The 19,222-nt window shown below is 66.3% G+C and carries 14 protein-coding genes; 8 read left to right on the top strand and 6 right to left on the bottom strand.

The genetic code is table 11. The features are described from left to right. Positions 1–29 precede the first annotated feature (29 nt). Positions 30–1,163, top strand: a complete 1,134-nt coding sequence (locus K7711_RS16020) for a GuaB3 family IMP dehydrogenase-related protein (protein ID WP_222970144.1) — start codon at positions 30–32, stop codon at positions 1,161–1,163. A 162-nt stretch (positions 1,164–1,325) separates the two neighbouring features. Here the strand turns inward: K7711_RS16020 and K7711_RS16025 are convergent, their stop codons facing one another. After that, positions 1,326–2,123, bottom strand: coding sequence for an alpha/beta fold hydrolase (locus K7711_RS16025; RefSeq protein WP_222970146.1), 798 nt, complete (start codon positions 2,121–2,123; stop codon positions 1,326–1,328). Between the two features lie 376 nt (positions 2,124–2,499). Between K7711_RS16025 and guaA the strand changes: the two genes are divergently transcribed. Further along, positions 2,500–4,074: a glutamine-hydrolyzing GMP synthase gene (gene guaA, locus K7711_RS16030; RefSeq protein WP_222970148.1), complete on the top strand. Its 1,575-nt coding sequence runs from the start codon at positions 2,500–2,502 to the stop codon at positions 4,072–4,074. Between the two features lie 67 nt (positions 4,075–4,141). On the opposite strand, the gene K7711_RS16035 is transcribed toward guaA, so the two are convergent. From K7711_RS16035 to K7711_RS16045, 3 genes are all read right to left on the bottom strand, one after another. Next, positions 4,142–4,363, bottom strand: coding sequence for a hypothetical protein (locus K7711_RS16035; RefSeq protein ID WP_222970150.1), 222 nt, complete (start codon positions 4,361–4,363; stop codon positions 4,142–4,144). Next, positions 4,356–5,870, bottom strand: a complete 1,515-nt coding sequence (locus K7711_RS16040; protein WP_222970152.1) for a PspC domain-containing protein — start codon at positions 5,868–5,870, stop codon at positions 4,356–4,358. Before K7711_RS16040 ends, K7711_RS16035 begins: the two co-directional genes overlap by 8 nt. An 88-nt stretch (positions 5,871–5,958) precedes the next feature. Next, a complete protein-coding gene (locus tag K7711_RS16045; protein WP_222970154.1) occupies positions 5,959–6,603 on the bottom strand; it encodes an MspA family porin in 645 nt (214 codons plus the stop codon). A gap of 801 nt (positions 6,604–7,404) precedes the next feature. Between K7711_RS16045 and K7711_RS16050 the strand changes: the two genes are divergently transcribed. The 6 genes from K7711_RS16050 (at position 7,405) to K7711_RS16075 (ending at position 15,780) form a co-directional block, all read left to right on the top strand. Beyond that, positions 7,405–8,169: a TnsA-like heteromeric transposase endonuclease subunit gene (locus K7711_RS16050; protein WP_222970156.1), complete on the top strand. Its 765-nt coding sequence runs from the start codon at positions 7,405–7,407 to the stop codon at positions 8,167–8,169. A gap of 4 nt (positions 8,170–8,173) precedes the next feature. Next, the gene (locus K7711_RS16055; protein ID WP_222970158.1) at positions 8,174–10,435 is read left to right on the top strand and encodes a hypothetical protein; all 2,262 of its coding nucleotides are present in this window, start codon (positions 8,174–8,176) and stop codon (positions 10,433–10,435) included. Between the two features lie 35 nt (positions 10,436–10,470). Beyond that, complete coding sequence (locus tag K7711_RS16060; protein WP_222970160.1) at positions 10,471–11,718, top strand: AAA family ATPase; 1,248 nt, start codon at positions 10,471–10,473, stop codon at positions 11,716–11,718. After that, on the top strand, positions 11,696–13,615 hold the full coding sequence (locus K7711_RS49635; RefSeq protein ID WP_222970162.1) for a TniQ family protein: 1,920 nt from the start codon (positions 11,696–11,698) through the stop codon (positions 13,613–13,615). The genes K7711_RS16060 and K7711_RS49635 overlap by 23 nt, the downstream gene beginning before the upstream one ends. A 332-nt stretch (positions 13,616–13,947) precedes the next feature. After that, positions 13,948–14,787, top strand: a complete 840-nt coding sequence (locus K7711_RS16070) for an SDR family NAD(P)-dependent oxidoreductase (RefSeq protein WP_222970164.1) — start codon at positions 13,948–13,950, stop codon at positions 14,785–14,787. Between the two features lie 195 nt (positions 14,788–14,982). Further along, a complete protein-coding gene (locus K7711_RS16075; protein WP_222970166.1) occupies positions 14,983–15,780 on the top strand; it encodes an enoyl-CoA hydratase/isomerase family protein in 798 nt (265 codons plus the stop codon). A 39-nt stretch (positions 15,781–15,819) separates the two neighbouring features. Here K7711_RS16075 and K7711_RS16080 read toward each other — a convergent pair whose 3' ends face one another. Beyond that, positions 15,820–17,040 carry an SDR family NAD(P)-dependent oxidoreductase gene (locus tag K7711_RS16080; RefSeq protein ID WP_235747219.1) on the bottom strand — a complete coding sequence of 407 codons (1,221 nt, stop codon included), beginning with the start codon at positions 17,038–17,040 and terminating at the stop codon, positions 15,820–15,822. A gap of 247 nt (positions 17,041–17,287) precedes the next feature. Next, positions 17,288–19,201, bottom strand: coding sequence for a glycosyltransferase family 39 protein (locus tag K7711_RS16085; protein WP_222970168.1), 1,914 nt, complete (start codon positions 19,199–19,201; stop codon positions 17,288–17,290). Between the last annotated feature and the right edge of the window lie 21 nt (positions 19,202–19,222).

Below are 19,222 nucleotides of genomic sequence, written 5' to 3' on the forward strand. Positions count from 1 at the left end.
ACACTGCGCAGGAATTAAGGAGTACTTACATGCGCGACATGGTCGAGATCGGCATGGGCCGGACCGCCCGGCGGACCTACGAACTGGACGATGTCGACATCGTTCCCTCCCGGCGCACCCGTTCGTCCAAGCAGGTGTCGCTGGCCTGGCAGCTCGACGCCTACCGGTTCGACATCCCGCTGGTGGCGCATCCGACCGACGCGCTGGTGTCGCCGGAGTTCGCGATCGAGCTCGGCCGCCTCGGCGGGCTCGGCGTCATCAACGGTGAGGGGCTGTGGGCCCGGCACGCGGATGTGGCCTCCTGCATCGACCGCCTGCTCGAGGTGGCCGAGAAGGAGGGCACCGAGGCCGCGATCGCCCTGCTGCAGTCGCTGCACGCCGCGCCCATGCAGCCGGATCTGCTGGCCTCGGCCGTCGCGCAGGTGCGGGCCGCCGGTGTGACGGTGGCGGTGCGGGTGAGTCCGCAGAACGCTCGCGCGCTGACCCCGAGTCTGGTGCAGGCCGGGATCGACCTGCTGGTCGTGCACGGCACCATCATCTCCGCCGAACACGTCGGCGATGGGGAGCCGCTGAACCTGAAGACCTTCATCGCCGAACTGGACGTTCCGGTGGTGGCGGGCGGGGTGAGCGATCACCGCACCGCACTGCATCTGATGCGTACCGGCGCGGCCGGTGTCATCGTCGGGTACGGCTCCACCGCGGGCGCGACCACCACCGGTGAGGTGCTGGGCATCGGGGTGCCGATGGCCACCGCGATCGCCGACGCCGCCGCGGCCCGCCGCGACTACCTGGACGAGACCGGCGGCCGGTATGTGCACGTCATCGCGGACGGTGACGTCGTGTCCTCCGGGCAGTTGGCCAAGGCCATCGCCTGCGGCGCCGACGCGGCCATGCTCGGCGTCCCGCTGGCCCTGGCGCAGGAGTCGCCCGCGCGCGGCTGGTACTGGCCCGCCGCGGCCGCGCATCCGTCCGTCCCGCGTGGGGCCCTGCTGAAGTTCGCCGACGAGGACGACCGTCCGACCCTGCAGCAGCTGCTCTACGGCCCGTCCAGCGATCCGTGGGGTTCGGTGAATCTCGTTGGCGGCCTGCGCCGTTCGATGGCCAAGGCCGGCTACCGCGAACTGAAGGAATTCCAGAAGGTCGGCCTGAGCGTGCGCGCTTGACTGTTCCGCCTCCCCGCGATTTTTGCGTGTCGTCGGGTGCGGGAGGACTCGCGTCTCGGGCCGACGGTCGGGTGCCGGGGCGGCTCCCGGGCGTACCCCGGGAGTTACCCATGTTCACACGAGATCAGTTGTTGCCCTTCGAGGCATCGAGATGGGCGGGTGTCAGTGGGATTGGGTCAATACCGTTTCTCGGAGGAATTTGCGGATCGCCGAGTTGACCTGGGCGGGGTGGGTCATGTTGACCGCCTGACGGGCTGCCTCGATCTCGACGAAGCGTGAATTCGTCAGGCGCCGCGCCATTTCCACCGCGTTGGTGCGGGCGATGCCGGCCTGGGTGGGGTGGATGACCAGGACCGGGCAGGTGATCTCGGGCAGCCGGTCCAGGATCGAATCGCGGCCCAGGATGCAGCCCGCGGCCACCTCGGTGGCGTGTGGGTCGCGCGCGAGCCAGCGCTTGACCCACACCGCGCGGTACCAGGCGTCCTCGCCGATCAGCCACTGCGCGAGATGCTCGGCCATCTGGCGGCGCAGGCGTGGTTCGTGCCAGCGCTCCAGGAAGCGACGGGAATTGTCCAGCTCGTGGGTGGTCGGGGCGTGCGCCTCGGTGGCGATGAGGATCAGCGCCGCGACCCGCTCGGGGGCCAGCAGCGCCGTGCGGATGGCGCTGAACCCGCCCTGGGAGGTGCCGCCGACGATCGCGCGCTCGACCCGCAACTGGTCCAGCACGGTGAGCGCATCGCGCGCGGAGGTCCAGTAACTGAACGGCAGCCCCTGGTCCCGGGTGTCCCCATGACCGCGGGCATCCCAGGTGACGATGCGGAATTCCGGGGACAGCGCAGCGACCTGCGAGGCGAACATCGTTCTGTCCATGAAGAATTCGTGCCCGAGTAGCACAACCGGGCCGTGTTCGCCGCTGTCCTCGTAGTGGATTTCGGCGTCGATCGCACGGGCGAATGGCACGAGCACGAGGATAGCTGGAACACCCGTCCCGCACGGGCGGTTGTCCAGCTTGTCCCACCGGTACTCCACGATGTGCCACCGAATCCGAGGCTGCTCCCGGTTCGCCGGAGCAATGTTGCGCCGCACGGAGATTGAGACCAGAACACATCACCTGGGTATTCGTGAGGTGCGCACTGTCGCGGCCCCGCACGGAGCGAGCCTTCGAGCGAGGAGTTCGCGGCCGGCTCGCCGTTCAGCCCTCGAAGCGCATGGGCGCAGCCCGAGTCTCGAGTGCTGAACGGCGAGCCTTGGGGGCCGCGAACACGGCGGAGGCCGAGAACCCAGCACACGTCGGAGCGAAACGGAGGCAGAAAATGCAGCATCGTAGACTGTTTCGGTGGCAGAAACCCAGCGACCGGTGCTCGTTGTCGATTTCGGGGCGCAGTACGCGCAGTTGATCGCGCGGCGGGTTCGCGAATCCAGCGTGTACTCCGAGGTGATCCCGCATTCCACGACCGTCGAGGAGATCGCCGAGCGGGCGCCGCTCGCGGTGATCCTGTCCGGCGGGCCGTCGAGTGTGTACGCCGACGGCGCGCCGCAACTGGATCCGCGCCTGTTCGATCTGAACGTCCCGGTCTTCGGCATCTGCTACGGATTCCAGGCGATGGCCCAGGCACTGGGCGGTACGGTCGCGCACACCGGCACCCGCGAGTACGGACGCACCGAACTCAGCGTCGACGGCGGTGTGCTGCACGGCGGCCTGCCCACCGTGCAGCCGGTGTGGATGAGCCACGGTGATGCGGTCACCGACGCTCCGGCGGGATTCGAGGTCACCGGCACCAGTGCGGGCGCACCGGTGGCGGCCTTCGAGGACACCGAGCGGCGGCTGGCCGGTGTGCAGTACCACCCCGAGGTCCTGCATTCCCCGCACGGTCAGCAGGTGCTGAGCCGGTTCCTGCACGAGATCGCCGGTATTCCGGCGTCGTGGACCCCGGCCAATATCGCCGAGGCGCTGATCACGCAGGTGCAGGATCAGGTCGGCGACGGACACGCGATCTGCGGTCTGTCCGGCGGCGTGGACTCCGCGGTGGCCGCGGCGCTGGTGCAGCGGGCCATCGGCGACAGGCTGACCTGTGTGTTCGTCGATCACGGTCTGCTGCGTGCGGGCGAACGCGAGCAGGTGCAACGTGATTTCGTCGCCGCGACCGGCGCCAAACTGGTGACCGTCGACGCGGTGGACAAATTCCTCGGTGAGCTGAAGGGCGTCACCGATCCGGAGGAGAAACGCAAGATCATCGGGCGTGAGTTCATCCGCTCGTTCGAGGACGCCGTCGCGCAGGTCGTGAAAGATGCCGGGGCCGTGGAGGGTTCGGCTCCGAAGGTGGAATTCCTGGTGCAGGGCACGCTGTATCCGGATGTGGTGGAATCCGGCGGCGGCTCGGGGACGGCGAATATCAAGAGCCACCACAACGTCGGCGGTCTGCCGGACGATCTGGAGTTCTCCCTCGTCGAACCGCTGCGGTTGCTGTTCAAGGACGAGGTGCGCGCGGTCGGGCGCGAATTGGGCCTGCCCGAGGAAATCGTTGCGCGCCAGCCGTTCCCGGGGCCCGGACTGGCCATCCGCATCGTCGGCGAGGTCACCGGGGACAGGCTCGAGACGCTGCGGCACGCCGACGCCATCGCCCGCGAGGAGTTGACCGCGGCCGGACTGGACCGGCAGATCTGGCAGTGCCCGGTGGTGCTGCTGGCCGATGTGCGCAGTGTGGGCGTCCAGGGGGACGGCCGCACCTACGGTCATCCGATCGTGCTGCGCCCGGTGTCCAGCGAGGACGCGATGACCGCGGACTGGACACGGCTGCCGTTCGACGTCCTCGAGCGCATCTCCACCCGCATCACCAACGAGGTCGCCGAGATCAACCGCGTGGTGCTCGACGTGACCAGCAAGCCACCGGGGACCATCGAGTGGGAGTGAGCGCTGGGCTCACATGAGGGCAGGGCCCGGACCGTCGAGCGGTCCGGGCCCTGCTGTTTCGGGAGTGTCAGCGTCGGCGTCGACGCGGCGAGATCACCATCACGATCCCGGCCACGATGGCCACGGCCACCACGATCCAGCCGACCGGGACGACGCTGTGCGCGGGCCACGCGGACGGTCCGAGGAACGCCCACACACTCACCGCCAGTGCCAGCAACCCGGCGAACAGGAGTGAGAACGACGGTCCGCGACGGGTTTCCGGATCATCGGTCCTGGTGTGCTCAGCCATGGGTCACCTCCGCAGCTCCGGCCTGAACATCGACATCGAGGGTGAGCACCGGGCCGGTCGCCGGGCCCACGAGTCCTTGCGGGCAGCTGACATCGCCCACTTTCGCCCGGCATCGCGCGTCCAGGCGCATCGACGCGGGCACCAGGACGTGGAAGTCGCCGGCGCGCACATGGACCGCGACCGTGCGATTCTCGGTGAGGTTCAACGACCGCAGATCCAGCGTTCCATCGCCGACGGTGATCTGGTAGGCGGGATTCAGTTCGGCCATCGTGGCCGGTTTCCAGGTGTGCTCGCCCATCGCGGAGCGGTCGAATGTCACCGGGCCGACGAGCGAGGCCAGGATCACGAATCCGGCCAGCGGCGCCAGCAGCACCATCAGACCGTAGCCGCGCCGCAGGAACGCACCGATCAGCAGACCCAGTCCGACCACCGTCAGTGCCACCGCGCCGATCCGGCCCGGGGTCATCCAGCTCACGCCGGCGGCCGTCAGCGCACCGGCTCCCGCTGCCGCGAGTACGGCCAGGCCGATCACGATCGGGGTGAGCCGGGAGCGGGGACGTGGCGGTGGCGGGGTCGGCAGTACCGGCCCGCGCGGGGTGGGATCGGGCAGATCCCAGGCCAGCGGGGTCACCCCGAGCGGATCCCAGCCCGAGGCGGTCGGGCCGATCTTGGACGGGTCCGGCGTCGGCCGGAACGGGCCGGTGCGCGGGGGTGGGATCGGTTGTGTCGCTTCGTCTGTCGGTGTGCTGGACGAATCCTGTTCTGCGGGACTCGAATCCAGCGGGGGGTCGGTGCGGAGTACGGCGGTGTCCGACGCGGCGGTATCGGCATCCGGGGCGCGGTCCTGCGGAATGACTTCGGTAACCGTCTCGAATGATGAAACCTGCTGTTCGGCAGTGCTTTTCGGCTGATCCGGCTCGTAGTGATCGGGCAGTCTGGTGTAGGGGCCGTAGGTCGGCCCGGTCCAGGCGGGACCGCCCGGGAACACCCCGGGATATCCGGTCGGGGCGGGTCCGCCGTCGGGCAGCAGCGGATCGGTGCTGCCCGCGGGCGGATTGGGTTGCCGCAGGTACAGCAGCCACCAACCGGCCACCATCAGCGCGAAACTGATCAGTCCGGCCCCGCCGAGACCGGCGCCCACCGGCCCCACGGTGCTGACCGCGATCACCAGCGCCACGATCAGCACCAGCGTCTTGGTCGGCGACTGCATGCTGTGCCCCCGGCCGATCAGGCTCTCCGCGGCGGACACGTCGTCCTGCGCGGCGGGCATCAGCAACCATGCCAGCAGATACAGCACGATGCCCGATCCGCCGAAGATCGTCGACACCACGAAGGCGACCCGTACCAGCACCGGGTCCACCCCGTAGCGCTGCCCGAACCCGGCCGCCACACCGGCGACCGGCCCCCGGCGCGGCAGTCGCACCGGCCGCGTCCGCCACAGGTGCTGGAGCTGTTCGTTGAATCCGGTCCGGCCGGTCCCGCCGGTCCAGCCGTTCGCTCTGGTCATGTTGTCCATGGTGGCGGTGCTGGTGCCCGGATCGCATCGGGGATGACCCTGATTGGTCTCGGAGAAAATCGGTTCGGCGACGATCGCGCTACAGCACGACCGGATCGCCCATCACCCACTCACCCCCGTCGACCTGCGGGGACGATGCCTCGATGATGGTGTACGCCTGCACGGTCAGCGGACCGCCGCAACCGTTCACGCGGACCTGGAAATCGCGGCTCACGACATATCCGGTGAGTCCCGGGGTGAGGGCCTTCTCGCCCACCCGGATATCGGTGATCTTGCCGGGGGTGATGGTGAGCGAGGCGTCGAATCCGGCGTTCACGCTGGGGCCGATGGTCACCCCGGCGCTGGGGGTGACCACGTCGCCGACCGAGACACCGGCGGTGGCCCCGGCGTCGAGGCTCGCTCCGGCGTCGACGGTGAACGACACGTCCAGGTCGACCGCGCAGGCGACGAAGTATCCGGTGCGGATCTTGCCGGTGCCCGGACCGTCGAACCGGCCGTAGGAGGTGTTGTCCAGATATGCCTCCCGGCTGGTCGGCATGCCGTTCATCGGCGGCACCGGATGGACCGCATTGCCCATGTGCCCCACCGTGAATGTGAATCCCCCCGGTGCGGCGACCGTCTTCTCGTGCGGTGCGAGTTCGCCGGTGTCCGCCGCCGCGAGCGGCGCGGTGAATGCCAGTGCCGCGGCGGTGACGGCGGCGGCGAGTGCGGATGCGATGTGCATGATGTCCTCCCCTGAACTACTGCGACCCGCCTCCAGATGGCGGATTCGCGGACCGTGACGGCCCGAGAGAAAGGTATGCGCGTCAGCCGGGGCGCTTCGCCTGCTCACCCCGGCAACCGGCGGTGAAAGCGCTGGTCCGACCGGCCACGGCCGGTTTTCCGGAACGGCTGCCACCCACCGCGACCGGACCTGGACCGTTGTCCGGTCCGGACAGTCGCCGGGCCGGGCCTTGCGCAGGTCACGCCCACCGGCGGTCCGGACCGGCAGTGCTCTCGCGGGTCACCTGTCCGCTGGCCGTCGCCGAGCAGCGGGACTGGCTCGTGGCAAGACGATCGGGTTGGCGCGAGGCCATCTGGGCACGGTGCACGATCACGGCCACTCCTACGACACGATTGTCGACACGAGCACTGCAACGCCCGCCGAACTGGCCGGGGTCGTGCTGCGGCGAGAGCGGACCGCGGGCAGGTGACGTCGTCCCGACCATGCATCGGGTGACGGGTGCGACCGGTAGGTGACGACTGCGACCTGTCGTCACGGCTCTGTGACGACAGATCATAGTTGTCACCAGTCACTCCCACTGACCTGGGCTGCCGGCGAAAAGTACAAGCGATAGTTGTCACCAAATACAAGCCGTACTTGTCACCACTTTCTGGGCGTGTCGTGCTTCGACTCGCCGTGATCGGCCGTTATTTCGCTGATTCGCGAGATCGGACCGCGGGACTTGGGCTTCCATGTCTTTTGATGAGCATGACGGTGTGGTCTCATACATGCAGTTGGCTGGACCTAGCTACGGTCGCGAAGGTGTCAGATTCCGCCACCGAGTACCTCGTACTGGGCGACTGGCCGGACCGATGGTCGGCTACCCATCGCCGGGGTTCGACGGAAATTGTGACGCCGGTGCGGGAGTTGGCGGCCTTGGTTCTGTCTGGGTGTCAACCGGTTCGGCGCTTCTCCTGGCATCGTTCCCAGCGGCATCGTTCTGGTTTGCACTACATGGTGAGTACAGGCCGTCATCATGGCTTCGAGTCCCTGGCGGAAGCGCGTCTGTTGATGATGCTCGATTTCGCCGGTGGCATCGACGATGTGTTGTCGCAGCCGATTCGGTTGCGATTCGAGACCAAAAGCGGTGCCGCCGAACATATCCCAGACTTCCTTGCGGACACTGTTACGGGTCGATGGCTGATCGATGTCCGGCCGGCGGGACGTATCAAGCTCACCGACGAGATTGCCTTCGCCGCTACTGCTCAGGTTGCAGGGATGCTGGGCTGGGGTTACGCAGTGGTCACTGGAGGGCGACAGCCGGCCATGGTCACGGTGGATACGTTGTCATCGCAGCGGCGGCCGTTGGCCGATCCGCTCGACATGGCTCACACAATGCGGTCGATCGCTGCTAAGGGAAGTGTCACATTTGGTGAGTTGGCGGAGATGGCTGAAGTACCGGTGATGGCGAGATCGATTCTGCTACAGCTGCTTTGGCGTCGCCAACTCGGCATGGACTTGGCAGAATCGCTTGGCGATCGGACAGTCATCGCCGCTCCCGTGGGTTCATCCAGGCGGGTGGGCTGAAGCGATGCTTGATCTTTCGCCCGGTGCGGCTGTTGTGCTGGACGGCCGAGAATGGTGTGTAGAAGGGTGCGAGCCGCAATTCGGGCGAGTGATGCTCGTCGATGCCTCTGATGGGCGGCGGATGCGGGCCAACCTGGGGATGCTCGCCCATCATCCCAACTGTCGTCAGTCCAGCCGGACCACGGCATCGCGAGCAGCTGCGAAGGGGCGTCAGGAACCGATCGAGTCAGACCTGACGCGGCATCAACGCAAGCTGCTCAAGTTGCGGGTCGCTCATCTATTGGAGGTCGCAACCGGATTCTGTGGCGGGGATCCGCTTCGGCCCGGCCCGGGTGAACCGAAGCCGTGCTACGACCCAGGGGTGACAACTTTGACCCAGCGGCGATGGGCCAAGGTCGAGGAATTGACCAGGCTCGACAAGGACCAGGCCCGGGTGCTCGGTTTGGACAGGGTTGGCTATCGCACGCTGATCAGGTGGGAAGCGCGGCGTCGCCGCTATGGGGCGATCGGCTGCGCCGACGACCGCTGGCTCCGGCCGGCACTCGGGCACTTAACGATCAACGAGCAGGTCCGCGAGGCGATATATGCCGTTCACGGCGAGTGTTTGTACAGATCGCGAATAAGCATGCGTACACGGGAACGGCTGATCCACCAATACGTTCGAGAGCAGTTCGGGCAGGAGGCAACTGGGGATATACCGAGCTACGAGACCTTGCGGACGGCCTGGCACGACTGGTTCGGGTCCGGAGGCGGACGGCAACGCTACGTCCGGTCCGCGGCGAAATCCACCTCCGGTGAGCACGTCGTCATCCACCGACCTGGGCAAGTGGTCGCATTGGACACAACGGTTATGCCGGTGAAGGTCCGTGAGACTGTGTTCGGCGATCCGGTGTCGGTGCACCTGACTCTCGCGCTGGACGTTTGTACTCGCTCGCTGGTGGGGTTTCGGCTCACATTGGTATCGGACAGCTCGATCGACATCGCAATGTTGTTGCGCGACATTACGATGCCCCTGCCGATGCGCCCCGGCTGGGGCGACGACATGGAGTGGCCTTACCCCGGGTTGCCCGCAAACGTGGTGGCGGATTTTGCCGGTCATCAAGTCGCCGGATTGCCGTTCTTCTCTCCGGAGACCGTCACCACGGACCACGGCTCGGTCTACCGCAATCATCACCTTGTCGAGGTCGAGCGCGTACTCGGATGCAACATCCTTCCGGCGCGTGTGCTGCGCCCGACCGACAAACAAGCCGTCGAACGAAGCTTCGGTGCGATCCGGTCGCTCCTGTTCGAGTTGCTGCATGGCTATACAGGCGTCGATGTCGCTGACCGAGGTGAAGATCCAGAGGCCGACGCTGACCTGACGATCGAAAAAGCCGAGCACGTGATCGCAACGTGGATCGTAAAAGTCTGGCAGAACAGGAAGTTGGGAGAGCACGCACCATCGTGGGATCCAAAAGGTGATCACAGTCCCAACTCCCTGTTTGCAGCATCGATGGCACAGGGCGGATTCGCGATGCAGATACCGAGTCCGGAGCTCTACTACGAACTCCTGCCCGCGCACCACGTCCAGATCCATCATGAGCGTGGCGTCAAGATCGGCCGGTTGTGGTACGACGGGGACGCTCTCGACGAGTATCGCGACGAGCCCTCGGCGCGAGGCGGAAAACATAAACGCCGCTATCTGATTCGCAGCGACCCACGCGACGCACGATCCGTGTTCTTCCAGGACCCGAAGACGCACGACTGGCATTCACTGCGCTGGAAGGGGTTACCGCCCGGCGACGAGATTCCATCATTCGGCGATGCTCGAGTTCGCGAAATGCTCACCGCGGCAAGGAAGTCCGGATTGAAGCCGCAGACCGATCGCGAGCTGCTGCCGGTGCTGCTGGATCTCCTCGGCGCCCACGCACCAGTCGAGTCCTGGAAATCGCTCCCGAAAGCCAAACGAACCGAGATAACCCGAGACGACGCACGAGGCCGTGCGGCCGCCGCGGACCGCCCTGTCGAACAGCCGGTGCGGCTCGTCGAGCCCAAACCGGCTGCGGCGCAGGTATCGAAGAGACCGATGGTCGCCGAACCACGCAGGCCGCAACAGGCTCGCGACATCGACAACGCAGTCGACGCCGACCGGCGCGACCGTCGAGCGCAAGCACTGCAACAGCAGGCACCGCTCCCGCCCCCGGCACGGCTGGGTGAAGCATTCCGGCGCGGAAACCTGTTTCTGCTCACCAACGACGAAGCCGCCGATTCGACCCTGGCGGAATAGAGAGGTTGTTTGTGCCCAACAGTACGGATTCGCCAGTGGTGCAGTTCATTCTCCCCGAGCAGGTCCCAGATCGGGAGACCTTCGAGGGCTGGACACGCTGGCGACTGACCCGTCACAGTTTTATTCCAGCACCACGCATCAGCTCGGACGAGTACGAGCTGATGAGGCCGCGGGAGCAGCAACTTCACGATCTCCACAGAGCAGCTACTCACGCGAACCTGCCCATGCAGGACACCCCGATGAGCAATGAACTCACGCGAGTAATGCGGGCCCGGCTGCAGAACAACGCCCTGAAACTCAAGCCCAACACCCGCGCGGGGCTGATGATCACCGGCGGCGGCTTCCAAGGGAAAACCGAGACTGCCTGCGAAATCGCCGCCGCGTTCGAGGACTCTTGGCTGGACTTGCACAACCACCTCAACCCCAACGCAATCCCCGGCACCCGGGACCTGCACGTCCCTGTCGCCTACGTCCAAACCCCGGTCACTGCGAAACCGAAGTCCACGTGCCAGGCGATCTTGGATTTCTACGGCGCCGAGCACAAAAATATGACCCTTCCACAGCTGACCCGCCAAGTCCGGGCCTCGCTCCACGATCACGGCACCCGGGTACTGATCCTCGATGACATCACCCGATTGAAGATGCACCGAGCCGACGATCAAGACACCCTCGACCTGCTCCGGGCCTTCATGAGCATGAACACCACCCTGGTCCTGATCGGGGTGGACATTCCGCGTTCCGGATTGCTACGAGCAGGAAAATATGACAAGCACACCGGCGACTGGATCTTTCCACCGCCCTCGGCGAATCTTGGCGACCGCAAGGAAACACAGACCGAGCGTCGCTTCAAGCTCATTCATTTGGAACCGTTTCGCTACCACACCGCAGCCGGCATAGCCGCTTGGACCAACCATCTCGACGGGCTACAGCAAAGCCTGCGACTGTTCGCTTCCCCACCGGATATGCTCACCGGCGGCCGCATGCCCGAATACCTCTTCCGCCGGACCAACGGCGTCGTCGGGCTTCTCGAACTCCTCGTAGAGGAAGCCTGCACCGAAGCCATCGCCACCGGCACAGAAACCATTACCGAGCAGCTATTGGACAGCATCGCTCTCAACCTGGGCGATGTTCCCGGACGCCCCCGCATCGACAATGAAATCCCTGATGTTCCATCGTCGGCGCCACCCAAGCGTCGCCGGAGCCGTCCCCGAAACACCGTATTCGACGACCGAGGTTTGCCGCCCGACAGCGACAGCGAACATGCCCCCAACGTTGCCTCGTAGCCTGGACCCGCTGCCGGACGAGTCGCTGCCAGGGTATGTACTGCGCTTAGCCCACCGACTCGAACTCACGCCCGCCAGGGTCCTAGCGCTGACACTCATGGCTGAAACCACGCGAAATCCGTATCCCTCGCGCCTCAGCCACGAGCTGATGGTCAAGCTCGACCCCGCAACTCGCGCAACATTTTCTACCGCCACCCGTCTCAACCATGCCGAGGCCGACGCGCTCACACTCCAATTCCTGGCAGGCAGGTACCCGATCCCCGAGGCGCCGCCAGCCCACCGCCGCTACGGCAGCCAGCGCGCATCACGTCAATGGTGGTTGCTGACCGGGCCCACCCGGTACTGTCCAGACTGCTTGTCCGGTGATGGCTCGCCCATCCAACAAGCTCACGGTGGCCCCTGGCGCCGAAGCTGGCGGCTAGCAGTCGTTTTCGCGTGCACTCGACACCGTCTTCTACTGCGCCACAGCTGCCCCGATTGCGGCCGCAATGTCCACGGACACCGTGGCGCGCAGGAACGAATCCCACTGATCGCCGGACAGGGCATTCCCGACCTTCACCCCACTCAATGCCGTTGGGACGCAACCAGATCGTCGCGGACATCAGAGGTAGGCGCACAGTGTCGAGCCAGACTCGATCGGCCCGGATCTCCGGCGCTCGACGCCACCGCGGTCGCTCTTCAACAGCGACTCAATCAGGCACTCGATCCCGACAACCACGAGCCGGTCCTCAGCGCTGGTGAACTCACCGAACCTGTCCGATACTTCACTGACCTGCGCTTGGCGACTCATCTGGTCTACGCCACATGGGACCAGGCCCGTGAGCTTGCCCCGGCCACGGAGTTCACGGCCGCGGTCGATGCCTACGTCCAACGCAATGCCCCGACAGCCAATTTCAAACCCGCTCCGCTCGCCTGGGCTCCGCTCGATGCCAAGGTCGCGGCAGGACTCCTTCTCTCAGCTGACCACATCCTCAATCGTGACAGTGCTGCTGCCGTCCGGCAAGAACTCCACAATCTATTGCCCGACAAGCTATTTCAGGCCGGTCGCACATCCGTGGCCAGGCATTTCTTCGACAGTCGGGATGAATGCTCTCCGGCGCTTCAACGAGCACTGACGCCTGGTGTGCGGCGGTACTCCTGCACTCGCCGCGCCGGCCAGCGCATACGAGCTCCGGAACTTCACACGGACCTACCTCCGGAGAACGTTCCACAGCAGATACCCCACGAAATCGCCGAACCCCACCTGCGGCAGTTCACCGGCATCTCGCACCGTCTTCTGCACCGGTACGCCGCAATCCGTCTAGTCCAGATGATCATCGGCGGATCGCTCGGTGACGCTGCCTTCTATCTGGGGGTCAAAGCGATTCCCAATCCGAGCCACGGCTACGGGAGGGTCTGGGGCAGCGGCTCCACCGTCGGAGCATGGATCAGACGATGCGGAGTGGATGAGGAACTCCGGACCGCGATCGGTGTCATCGCTCAGGATCTTCGGCAGCGGCCAGCGGTGAACTACCATCACCGACGAGCGGCGCTGCACACCTGGGCGTTGCCGGCCCCGCTGTGGCACCGCATCATCGATCAGCATGCGCCCGGCTCCGTTGGCGTCGACTATCGCGACGAGTTCTTCCGGCTACATGCCTCGGCAACCATTTGGAGCAAGACCGTGTTGAGCGAGCGATGCTGTGCACCACCCTGCCTGCTGCCGGTGATAACCAGTCATGCGGCCCCCAACGGCAATCACGTTCAGCAACGCTTACCCATCTGGATTTGCGGCCGCCCGAGCCGGTCGCCGAAGACCTACACCCGAAGGTTGACCGCAGCCCTGGACTCGGTCGCAGCCGACCTCCGCGCCACCGTCGACAGTATGCCCCCCGGTGCAGTATTGATCGGTAAGTGAAGCGGTTTTCGCCCGTTCATGCTGATACCGATTGCGTCCCGTTTCCGGGTTTTGCGTTCCGCAATTTACTGATCAGCGCGGTGCCTGGCTACCCACCACCGCTGACGCGCTTGGGGCGAAGTGAAGAGCAGGCGTCGCAGGTTTGTCTCCCGACGGGGCATTGCAAGGATGGGACCGGCACTGAACAGCGGTTTTCGTGGAGAACGTTTGACAATTGAAGCGAGATTCGGCTACCCAAAGCCGTTTCCACCCGATTGATCGGCTTTGGGGCACGTTGCCGGGCGTAGAAATGAAGGCTCTATAGAGCAAATGCGAGAGTATGATTCTCTTTTATGGAGAGTCAAACTGTGTCGAAGGTGGCTCTGGTCACAGGCGCCAGCCGTGGGGTCGGTGCGGCGGTCGCTCTGGCTCTGGCTGAGGCCGGCTATGCGGTGGCGTGTGCGGGCCGATCGACGCGGGAAAGGCCGCAGCGCACGCCTGGCACGCTCGATGATGTGGTCGAGCGGATCCGTGCGAGCGGTGGGACCGCGATCGCGGTGCCGACCGATCTGGCGGATCGTGGCCAGGTGGCCGAGATGGTCGCGCGGACCGCCGCCGAACTCGGTCGGCTGGATGTACTGGTCAACAATGCGGCGGTGACCTTCGTCGGCGACCTCGACATCCCGCTGCGCCGTCACGACCTGGTGCTGGCGATCGATCTCGACGCCCCGCTGCAAGCCATCCGGCACGCCGCTTCTCATCTGCGTGCGAGCGGCGAGGGTCGGATTGTCAACGTGTCGTCGCTGGCGGCGCTCAAGCCGGTGCCGGGGCTGATGTCTTACGGCATCGCCAAGATCGGTCTCGAGCGGATGACCGTCGACCTCGCTCGCCAGTTTGCTGCCGAGCGTATCGCCGTGAACTGCTTCCGTATCGATGTGCCGGTCGCATCCGAAGGCACCGTGGCCAACATGCCCGACGTCGACCACACCGACTGGGAGCCGCCGGCCGTCGCCGCCGAGGGGATCGCCTGGATGCTGCGCCAACCGGTCGACTACTCGGGCCGGCTCGAGAGCATGGCTCATCTCGCTCGCCGCGAAGGGATCATGCCCACCGTCGCGGCTCGGCCGCTCACGCCGACCGAGATGTTCACCGGTGTTCACGACCAGCAGGAGAGCGTGTTCATCAACGGCTGATTGCGCAGTCACGACGACGCCGCTGAGGCAACGGACGGAACCACCCCGCCGCGGGCGGCATAGGCGAGGACATTTCACCGCCGACTTCCTGGTAGCGGCCGCTTCGATCTCGCCCGCGTGCTCGATGTGCTGGATCGGATCGGCGCGCTGAAGTGGGTGGACCCGAGATCATTTCGAACGGATAGAGGGATAGATATGAGCGAAGATTTGGGAGCGGCCGGGCTGCGCTTCGAGCGCGACGGGGCCATCGGCTGGTGCTTCATCGACCGGCCGGAGGCGCGGAACGCCTTCACCCCCGCGATGTACTTCGGGATCAAGCGGGCCGTGCGCCTGGTCAACACCGACCCCGATCTGGCGGCCCTGATCATCACCGGCACCGGCGACGTGTTCGCCCCCGGTGGCGACCTCGGCAGTCGCTCCGACCCGCGCGACGTGTTGCCGCCCGATCTCGGTGGCCAGGACGTCCTGCCGTTCCTCACCATCCGCGACAGCCGGGCCCCCGTCGTGGCCGCCGTCAACGGCATCTGCCAGGCGGGCGGGTTGTTGATCGCCATGCTGGCCGACATCGCCGTGGCCAGCGACCGAGCCACCTTCCGGGTTCCCGAACTGCTGCGGGGGATCCCCGACGCCACCTTCGCCGCTGTCCTGCCCGCTCACGTCGGCGTGGCCGTGGCCCGCGACCTGCTGCTGTCGGCCCGCAGGTTCGACGCCGCCGAGGCCCAGCGCCTCGGCGTCATCACCCGGGTCGTCCCGCACGACCAACTCCGGGACGCCGCGGTCCGTGCGGCCACCGAAATCCTGCACACCGCGCCGACTGCTCGCGCCCAGGTCAAGCGCATGCTCAACGAGCGGTACGGCCTCATCGACTACCAGACCATGTTCCTGGCCCTCGAGCAGTCACCCGAACTCCGCGAAGGCATGCGGGCTTTCATGGAAAAGCGGCCACCGGAGTGGGTCCCCGAGGATCGTGCGCAGGACCCGGGCCACCGATGACGGGCCGCGTGTGGTGACGAAGCCGTAGAACACGTCGCATCAGGTGAGCAGCACGCCACCATCGATCTGTAGCACCTGACCGGTGACGAACGCGGCCTGCTCGGAGGCCAGATAGACAGCGGCGGCGCCGATCTCGGACGGTCGAGCGGTCGCGCGAGCCAGGGCGGTAGTGCGGCGGAAGGGGGCGCGTTCATCGGCTCGACTGGCGGCAGGATCGGTGAACAACCCTGTCCCCGGGTGGAATCGGCTGCCCGAACTGGTTTCCGCGGCGAAGTCCTCCGGCACCGTCCCGTACGGGGCGATCGCATTCACGGTGACATCGCTCTTACCGACCTCGAGTGCCAGCGCCCGGGTGAACGCGTGCACCGCGCCCTTGGCCGCCGAGTACACCGCCATGAACGGGTCACCGATCAGCGCGGCCATCGACCCGATGTTCACAATCCGGCCGCCTCCGCTGCCGAGCATGTGCGGCAGGACCGCGCGCGTGCACAGCAGGGTGCTCATCAGGTTGATGTCCAGATCGGCCCGCCACTGATCGGGCGTGCTGGACACGAACGGCTCCACCGCCGCATTGCCGCCGACATTGTTGAGCAGCACATCAATTCGGCCGAACCGCTCGATCACCTTGTCGACCAGCCTGCCCACCTCGTCCGCGACCGTCACATCGGCGGCGTACCACAACACGTCGTCGGCACCTTGTTCGCGGGCCAGGTCGGCAACCCGTGCGCCGGCTTGCTCATCGCGGCCCACCAGCACCACTCGCGCGCCTTCCCTGGCGAACGCCAGGGCGGTGGCCCGGCCGATATTCGCCGTCGCCCCGGTGACAATGACGACCTTGTTGTTCAGTCCTGCGTCCACGAACTCCCTCTCGATCAACTGAAATCTCGTCCAGCCTGCGCAATGCGATTCGGGCGGTGGCTGGCTGCATCCCCCGAGTCGCCCGCGACGCAGCGGAGACACGTCGCCCCGCCACTCCATGGTGCGGTCGTCCACGAGCAAGTCCATTCCCTCGGGGGAAGCTCGCCCGATCCGACAGCGCGAACGCCACCACTTCGACCCCTCGTCCGCGATACCCATGCGGCCCAGCGGGGTTCGCCATGGGAGCGGACGCAACGTCCGCGCGAGCAGCGCGGTCCCGATGAGGAGGACGGTGAAGATCCGGAGCCAGTCCGCCATCGTCGGGGAAATACTGGCGGTATAACCAACCGCCCGCAACGTGCCGAGCCGATCGACCCGTTCGACGAGCTGGGCCAGCCTCATGATGTCGGTGATGTCGAGATCGCCCAGAGCACAGGCTGTCCGACCCGTGCTCGATTGGGTCGCGGCGCGCGGTTCGTCACGATCGGTTTCGTCTTCGGCGTCATCTCGCACACTGCGTGCGACGGTCTCACCTGGCGATCCCCGCTTTCGGATGGCTTCGAGGGCATGTGCTCACAGGGGCTATCTATACGTTGATCGACAAGTGTCGAATTTCCTTTTCGAAATGCGGGATCGGTCCATGCAGTCGTCAGCGGACCTCGGTCAGGTCGTAGGCGGTGACGCCGTCGAGGGTCGTGGCGGTGAAATTCCCCCGCACCCAGGCGTCGATCGCGGTCACCTGACCGCTGCCGGCACTGCCCACAGCACTCATGACGCGCAGCATCCCCTCGTCGAGGAAGTAGTGGATCCTGTGTTGTGCCACCGCTGTTTGGAACCATGCCAGAGTCGGCGCCGGGTCGGTGCCGTTGTAACCGCCGACCGCGAGTACCGGGTGTCGGGTGGCCAGTTGGTAGGAGGCGGCGCTGTTGGAACCGATGATGGCGGCCACCCAAGTGTAGTGACCAGCATCGGTGTCCAGAGCCTGCGTCAGTTCGGGGCCTGGTGACACCGCTCCGGAGAACGTGCCCTCGATCAGCCGGCCGAAGGCGTTCAGGCCTGTCATCCGGCCGCCGGGCACTGGACCGTTGCCGTGTGCGGTACTCGTCTGTGCCGAAGCTGATCTCGATTCCGGCGTGACGCTTTGTACCGCAGCGGAATTGCCAGCTGGACCCTCGGGTGTGCCGGACCGTCCGAGGCCGGTCGGGAAATGAAGGCCGGTGCTCGGGCCGGCGCTGGGAAGCGCACCGCCGTGGGGGATGGCCACGGTGGCGAGTGAATAGGCGGCTGGGCCGATCAGGCTTACGACCACAGCCGACAGCGCGGTGGCCGTCGCCGCCGGGTCGGACCGGCGCCTGGTGAACAGCACCGCAGTCGCCGCGGCGATGCCCGTCACGATCACCAGTGGTATCAGCCAGGCATTCCAGTACGGTGTGCGGTGTAGCAGTACGACTGCCAGCGCTGTGGTCACCGCAGCTGTACCTGTCAGCAGCACGGTGCATCGAATATCGTTGCGGCGCTGCCACATCAGCGATGCCCCGATACTGACAGCACCGGCGATGGCGGGAGCCAGTGCGACGGTGTAGTAAGGGTGCACGATCCCGTCGGCGAAGCTGAACACCGCCCCGGTCACGACCAGCCAGCCCAGCCACACCAGCAGCCCTGCCCGGACAGTATCCGTGCGCGGTGCGCGGCGCAGCACCCACAATCCGGCCCCGCCCAGGATCACGGCTGCCGGCAGCAACCAGGCGATCCCACCGCCCATCTCGCGACCGAACAGCCGGTCCCAGCCGGCCTCGGCATTGGTGTTGCCCAGTCCGCCGGTCTCGTGGCCAGTCAGCCGCCCCACTCCGTTGTAGCCGAGGGCGAGTTCGAGCACGCTGTTGTGCTGTGAGCCTCCGATGTACGGACGGGAACCGGCCGGCCACCACGCCACCAGCACCGGATACCAGCCCGCCGACAGCACCAGCGTGGCCACCGCGGCGACCGAGATGGCGAACTTTTTGCGCCAGGAGCCCTGGGCCGCAAGCAGATACACGAACGCGAAGGCCGGTAACACCAGAAACGCCTGGGTCATCTTCGCCAGGAACCCGAACCCGACCGCCACCCCCGCCACCGGCAGCCACCATGCGGCGCCGTCCTGCTCGACGGCGCGCAGCACACCATAGGCGGCGATGGTCAGCAACAGCGCCAGCAGCGAATCCGGATTGTCGTAGCGGAACATCAACGCGGCCACCGGAGTCAGCGCCAGCACCGCACCGGCGACCAGTCCCGCGGTATGCCCGGCGGTGCGTCGCACGGTCACGTACAGGACGCCGACGGCCGCTACCCCCTCGAGCGCCTGCGGCGCTAGCACACTCCAGGAGTGGAAGCCGAACAGCCGGACCGACAGATCCATTACCCACAACGCTCCGGGCGTCTTGTCCACGGTGATCGCGTTGGCGGCGTCACTGGACCCGAACAGCATCGCCTTCCAGCTCACCGACGCGGCCTGGACCGCCGCGGCATAGAACTGATTGCCCCAGCCCGAGGCGCTCAGATCCCACAGGTATAGCGCGCCGGTCATCGTGTGCAGGACCGCGACCGA

Source organism: Nocardia coffeae (assembly GCF_019890715.1).
In the GTDB taxonomy this organism is placed as follows: Bacteria; Actinomycetota; Actinomycetes; order Mycobacteriales; family Mycobacteriaceae; genus Nocardia; species Nocardia jiangxiensis.

Coding starts and splice junctions, on each gene's coding strand:
- K7711_RS16085 (WP_222970168.1), bottom strand. CDS start 19,201: ATGACCGGCGCGCTATACCTGTGGGATCTGAGCGCCTCGGGCTGGGGC.
- K7711_RS16070 (WP_222970164.1), top strand. CDS start 13,948: ATGGAGAGTCAAACTGTGTCGAAGGTGGCTCTGGTCACAGGCGCCAGC.
- K7711_RS16020 (WP_222970144.1), top strand. CDS start 30: ATGCGCGACATGGTCGAGATCGGCATGGGCCGGACCGCCCGGCGGACC.
- K7711_RS16055 (WP_222970158.1), top strand. CDS start 8,174: ATGCTTGATCTTTCGCCCGGTGCGGCTGTTGTGCTGGACGGCCGAGAA.
- K7711_RS16035 (WP_222970150.1), bottom strand. CDS start 4,363: ATGGCTGAGCACACCAGGACCGATGATCCGGAAACCCGTCGCGGACCG.
- K7711_RS16080 (WP_235747219.1), bottom strand. CDS start 17,040: ATGAGGCTGGCCCAGCTCGTCGAACGGGTCGATCGGCTCGGCACGTTG.
- K7711_RS49635 (WP_222970162.1), top strand. CDS start 11,696: ATGCCCCCAACGTTGCCTCGTAGCCTGGACCCGCTGCCGGACGAGTCG.
- K7711_RS16040 (WP_222970152.1), bottom strand. CDS start 5,870: ATGACCAGAGCGAACGGCTGGACCGGCGGGACCGGCCGGACCGGATTC.
- K7711_RS16075 (WP_222970166.1), top strand. CDS start 14,983: ATGAGCGAAGATTTGGGAGCGGCCGGGCTGCGCTTCGAGCGCGACGGG.
- K7711_RS16045 (WP_222970154.1), bottom strand. CDS start 6,603: ATGCACATCGCATCCGCACTCGCCGCCGCCGTCACCGCCGCGGCACTG.